We start from the raw sequence: 5674 nt of genomic DNA on the forward strand, positions 1-5674 counted from the left end.
AAGGTTGGGGCATCAACCTTCTTTGGAGAGATATAGTAAGACCTGCTATTTTAGTAGGCAAATATCGTTTGTATCCAAGAATCCCCTGCCTTTAGGCATGGGGAGTATGTCAAATCCAAATGACCATGTAAATCTCAGCCAATCCACAAATGATAGCTATCCTAGTTCTATAAAAGTAGCAGCATATACAAAATTAACAGATTTGCTCACTGCTATGGAAGATTTAAAAGCTAATTTATTAAAAAAATCTGTAGAATTTAAAGATATCTTAAAAATGGGTCGTACTGAACTTGAAGATGCCGTTCCTACTACTTTAGGCAATACGTTTGAAGCTTTTGCCACTTATATTGATACTTCTATACATCAAATTTCTCATGCTCGTGAAACTATGAAATTCTTAAATATGGGGGCAACTGCTATTGGCACTGGTATAAATTGCCACCCTGACTACAAACATGTTATTGAAAAAGAACTACACAATATCACTGGTATAAACTATCAAATTGCTAATAATCTCATTGCTGCTACACAAGATACTGCTGATTTTGTTTATGTAAGTGGTGCTTTAAAAACACTTGCTGTACGTTTAAGCAAAATTGCTAATGACCTTCGCTTGATGAATTCTGGCCCTCGCTGTGGTTTAGGTGAAATTAATTTACCAAAAATGCAACCTGGCTCTTCCATCATGCCAGGAAAAGTAAATCCTGTCATTGCTGAAGTAGTTGCTGAAGCTTGTTATGAAGTTATGGGCAATGATGTAAGCATCACACTTTGTGCTGAACGTGGCGAATTAGAACTCAATGCATTTGAACCTGGTATTGCTTATGCTTTATTTAATTCTATTTGCCTACTTGAAAACGCTATAAATACTTTATCTACAAAAGCTATTAAAGATTTAACAGCTAATACAGATATTTGCTATAACTCTATCATGAATTCAATCAGTATTGTTACTGCATTAAATCCTTATATCGGCTATGAAAAATCTTCCAGCATTGCTAAAGAAGCATTGCAAACTGGTAAAGCTGTAAGTGAGATTTGTTTAGAACGCGGATATTTAACTGAAAAACAACTCACTGATATTTTAAATCCTAAAACAATGTTAACACCACATATGGGAACAAAATAATTTTTATTAATTATAAAAGAGGTTTTTTTCTATGGATATATTTTTATTACTACAAATAATTGTATTATTCGCTGCTATCTTCTTAGGCGTAAAATTAGGAGGTATGGGCATTGGCTATGCCGGTGGTCTTGGTGTAGTTGCTCTAACATTAGGACTCGGTCTTAATCCTGGTCAAATTCCATGGGATGTTATTCTCATCATCATGTCTGTTATCGGTGCTATCTCCGCTATGCAATTAGCAGGAGGCTTAGATTATTTAGTAAAAATAGCTGAAAAAATTCTTCGTCGCAATCCAAAACACATCAATTATTTAGCTCCTGCTGTTACTTATTTTTTAACTATTTTTGCTGGTACAGGTCATACTGCTTTTTCTATGATTCCTGTAATTGTCGAAGTTGCTAAAGGTGAAAATATTAAACCATCTGTACCACTTTCCATCTCTGTTGTAGCTAGCCAAATAGCAATCACTGCTAGCCCTGTATCTGCCGCTGTAATTGCTATGAGTGGATTTTTAGAACCATTTGGCTGTTCTTATCCAATGTTACTTGCTATCTGTATTCCAACTACCTTCTTAGGTTGCATGATCACTGCCTTTATCATGACAAAATTCATCAACACAGATTTATCTTCTGACCCTGTTTATCAAGAAAGATTACAACTTGGTCAAGTTACACCTGTAGTCAAAAAAGGTGATGACCACCCTCTCAAAAAAGGCGCCAAATTATCTGTATGGATTTTCTTTGTCGGCGTAATTGCTATCGTATTATATGCAACTGCTATTTCTAATAATGTTGGTTGGATTAAACCTGTTATTTTACCTAGAAATGATGCTATTATCAGCTTTATGTTATGTATTGCTACACTTATTACTTTCATCTGTAAAATCAAAACAGGCGATTTAGTAAATACTAGTACTTTCAAATCTGGTCTTTCTGCTTGTATCTGTGTACTTGGTGTAGCATGGCTAGGCGATACTTTCGTTAAAGGTCATATTCCTGAAATTAAATTATTAGCTTCTAATCTCGTTGTAGCTTATCCATTTTTATTAGCTGTAGCTTTATTCTTCGCTAGTATGCTTTTATATTCACAAGCAGCTACAACTCAAGCTTTAATCCCAACTGTTATCGTCGCTTTAGGCATCACTCCAGAAAATACTGCTTCTGTACCAATTATCGTAGCTTCATTTGCTGCTGTTTCCGCTTTATTTGTATTGCCAACATATCCTACATTATTAGGTGCTGTACAAATGGACGATACTGGTACCAGTCGCATAGGAAAATACGTATTTAATCATCCGTTTTTCTTCCCTGGTGTATTAACAATCGTTGTTTCTGTAGCTTTAGGTTTCGTTTTTGCACCAATCATGTTATAAAAAACTCCATCTTAATATCAAAATCACATATTTAAACCTCCAGAAAAGACTTAGTTCATTATATAGAGCTAAGTCTTTTTATTTAAGCTAAAATCTACTTTCTTGCCTAAATAAAAATTCTAATTTAATATATAATTAAATTTACAACAAATGACAGGTGAAAAAATGAACGATTATATTATAGAAAAATTACTTATACTATCTTGTAATATAGATGATTTCAATCCTCAAAACTATGAATATATTTCGCAAAAACTCTTTGAGCATAATGCTTTAGATGTTTGGCTGACTCCTATTTATATGAAAAAATCTCGCTCAGCTAATACTTTATCTGTTTTAATCCGTCCCGAAGATAAAGAAAATTGCCTTGATATTATATTCAGTGAAACGACAACGCTTGGCATACGTGAAGAAATAATCACTCGCTACAGCCTAGATAGAGAATTTAAATCCATCATCACTCCATATGGTCAAGTAAAATGTAAAATAGCTAAAAAAGGCGATAAAGTCTTAAATATATCCGCTGAATATGAAGATTGTAAAAAATTAGCCCAAAAACACAATGTACCATTAAAAACAATTCAACAAACAGCATTATTTCTAGCAAACGAGGAACTAAAGCATGAATAAACAACAACAATTAATTGAATTACTAAAATCTTACCAATCTGTAGCTGTAGCTTTTTCTGGAGGTGTAGATAGCTCTGTACTTGCTAAAGCAACACAAATTGCTCTAGGGGATAAAGCTATCGCCATCACTGCTGTATCTGAACTAATAACTACTAATGAAATATCTGACGCTAAAAAAGTTGCTAAACTCATTGGCATAAAACATGAATTATTCACTGTAGATGATTTAGCTGATAAAAAATTCACCTGCAATGATAAAATGCGTTGCTACCATTGCCATATCAATCGCTTTAAACTTTTAGAAGATTTTTGTCAAAAAAATAATTATAACTATCTTTTAGAAGGCTCTAATGAAGATGACAAAGGTGATTATCGTCCTGGTATGCTCGCTTTAAAAGAATTTAAATTAACAAAATCACCATTTTTAGAATTGCACATTACTAAAGATGAAATCCGCCAAATGGCGAAAGAATGGAATTTACCTGTTTGGAATAAACCTAGCTCTGCTTGTCTTGCCTCTCGTTTAATTTACGGTCTTGAAGTTACTCCTGAAAGATTAAATCAAGTTGCTAAAGCGGAAGATATACTTCATAAATATTTACAAGGTCAAATTCGCGTACGCCATCACGGAGATTTAGCGCGCATAGAAGTAGAGACAAATGAAGTCCCTAAATTATTTACCAATCCTCTTAGAGATTTAATTCATAAAGAATTTCAAAAACTAGGTTTTAAATTTATCACTGTAGATTTAATAGGTTATCAAAAAGGTAGTAATAACGTGATATTAGACAATAATCCATTTTGATTAAACTTTTTATTTAAACCAAAATATTTATAAATACTATAAAATAATCTATTTTTTCTAAACTTGATGACAAAATGAATTACTTTTTATGTTGACAAGTCCTTATTTATTTTTGATAATGTAAATAGTAAAAAATAAAATCACATTACTTTTTTATTTTTTATGCACTTTAAAAATAATTGACATGTTTACATCAAAATCGTATAATCTTTTTCATACATATATTGTATGAATTAATTATATATGTATATACAATATTAAAGAGAGAAGAGGGATTACATATGGCTGATAATAAAAAACAAGTCGATGTTAAAGAAACCGCTCAAAGTGCTATCCGCGAAAGCAAAGCTAAATCTTCTCAAGGACGTCAGTTCTTATTATGGTTTGGTGCACTCATTCTAGGTGGCATTTTAGGCTGGCTCGGTATCCAACCTTTAAATGAATTTTTCAATTTTGTAGCTACTGTATTTACACGTTTATTCCAATTCATTGCAGTTCCTACAATCGCTCTAGCAGTTATCACTACTTTAGCTGCACTCGGTAATAATAAAGATACAAGTCGTATCTTTTCTCATGCACTATTTTATACTTTATTCACCACAATCTGTGCAGCAGCTACAAGTCTTTGTCTTTATTTATGGATTTCTCCAGGAAATCTTCCTATGGATATTATCAATGCCGGTCAAGAAGCTGTACCTATGCAAAAATTAGGCGCACTTTCTTATTATGACCACTTTTTATCTGTAATTCCAAATAATGTTCTACAGCCATTTTTAACTGGTAATGTTTTATCTGTTATGTTGATTTCCGCGGCTGTTGGTTTAGCTTTAGCCTTCATGCCAAAAACAGATAATCGTGAACAATTATTAAAAGTAATCAACGGTTTACAAGAATTATCCTTCACACTTATTCGTGCATTACTTTATGTTTTACCACTTGGTATCATCGCTTTTGCAGGGCAATTATCAGCTCAAATTGAAGCTGGTGTTATCGTTGGCGCTTTAGGAAAATATACTGCTGTAGTAATTGGTGGTAATGCTATCCAGTTCTTTATCATTTTACCTTTAATCATGCTTCTTCGTGGATTAAATCCACTTAAAGTTTTCCGCAAAATGGCTCCTGCTCTTGCTGTAGCATTATTTACAAAAAGCTCTGCCGGAACTTTACCTGTAACACTTGCTTGTGCAGAACAAAATTTAAAAGCCAATCCAAAAGTTTCTCGTTTCGTCTTACCAATTTGTACAACCATCAATATGAATGGTTGTGCCGCATTTATCTTAGTAACCTCTTTATTCGTAATGCAAAATGCTGGTTTTGAATTATCCATGACTACTATGATTACATGGTTATTCATATCCGTTATTGCCGCTGTTGGTAATGCAGGCGTTCCTATGGGTTGCTATTTCTTGACTTTATCTCTTATGTCCTCTATCGGTGCTCCAATCAGTTTACTTGGTATCATCTTACCAATTTATACCATCATCGATATGATTGAAACAGCTGAAAATGTTTGGTCAGACTCTGCTGTTTGTGCTATGACAGATAATGATTTAAAAGGAAAATTAGACGATAGCGAAATTCCAAATACTAGTATTCTCTAAAATTTAAATAAAAGACCTAGAAAATGAACTGCACCCCAAAAGTTGGACAAAAAACAACTTTTGGAGGTGCAGTTTTTTTATGACTAAATACTCAAATGAATTTAAAGTTAAAGCAATTAAAATGGTTTTAAAAGGAG

The 5674-nt window shown here is 33.1% G+C and carries 5 protein-coding genes; all 5 read left to right on the forward strand.

Annotated features, from left to right (window positions below):
- Positions 1 to 106: 106 nt before the first annotated feature.
- The 5 genes from F553_RS12025 (at position 107) to F553_RS0111350 (ending at position 5537) form a co-directional block, all read left to right on the forward strand.
- Positions 107 to 1129: a lyase family protein gene (locus F553_RS12025; RefSeq protein WP_019000185.1), complete on the forward strand. Its 1023-nt coding sequence runs from the start codon at positions 107 to 109 to the stop codon at positions 1127 to 1129.
- 31 nt (positions 1130 to 1160) lie between these two features.
- Positions 1161 to 2501, forward strand: a complete 1341-nt coding sequence (locus F553_RS0111335) for an anaerobic C4-dicarboxylate transporter (RefSeq protein ID WP_019000186.1) — start codon at positions 1161 to 1163, stop codon at positions 2499 to 2501.
- A 165-nt stretch (positions 2502 to 2666) separates the two neighbouring features.
- Positions 2667 to 3131 carry a nickel pincer cofactor biosynthesis protein LarC2 gene (larC2, locus tag F553_RS0111340; protein ID WP_019000187.1) on the forward strand — a complete coding sequence of 155 codons (465 nt, stop codon included), beginning with the start codon at positions 2667 to 2669 and terminating at the stop codon, positions 3129 to 3131.
- Positions 3124 to 3936 (forward strand): ATP-dependent sacrificial sulfur transferase LarE, encoded by an 813-nt coding sequence (larE, locus tag F553_RS0111345; RefSeq protein ID WP_019000188.1) that lies wholly within the window; start codon positions 3124 to 3126, stop codon positions 3934 to 3936. The genes larC2 and larE overlap by 8 nt, the downstream gene beginning before the upstream one ends.
- 281 nt (positions 3937 to 4217) lie before the next feature.
- On the forward strand, positions 4218 to 5537 hold the full coding sequence (locus F553_RS0111350; RefSeq protein WP_019000189.1) for a dicarboxylate/amino acid:cation symporter: 1320 nt from the start codon (positions 4218 to 4220) through the stop codon (positions 5535 to 5537).
- Positions 5538 to 5674 lie beyond the last annotated feature (137 nt).

The sequence above is a fragment of the Megamonas rupellensis DSM 19944 genome (assembly GCF_000378365.1).
Taxonomy (GTDB): domain Bacteria; phylum Bacillota; class Negativicutes; order Selenomonadales; family Selenomonadaceae; genus Megamonas; species Megamonas funiformis.

Bases quoted from the DNA above. Each gene is read 5' to 3' on its own strand.
- F553_RS0111350 (WP_019000189.1), top strand. From the start codon at position 4,218: ATGGCTGATAATAAAAAACAAGTCGATGTTAAAGAAACCGCTCAAAGT.
- larE (WP_019000188.1), top strand. From the start codon at position 3,124: ATGAATAAACAACAACAATTAATTGAATTACTAAAATCTTACCAATCT.
- larC2 (WP_019000187.1), top strand. From the start codon at position 2,667: ATGAACGATTATATTATAGAAAAATTACTTATACTATCTTGTAATATA.
- F553_RS12025 (WP_019000185.1), top strand. From the start codon at position 107: ATGTCAAATCCAAATGACCATGTAAATCTCAGCCAATCCACAAATGAT.
- F553_RS0111335 (WP_019000186.1), top strand. From the start codon at position 1,161: ATGGATATATTTTTATTACTACAAATAATTGTATTATTCGCTGCTATC.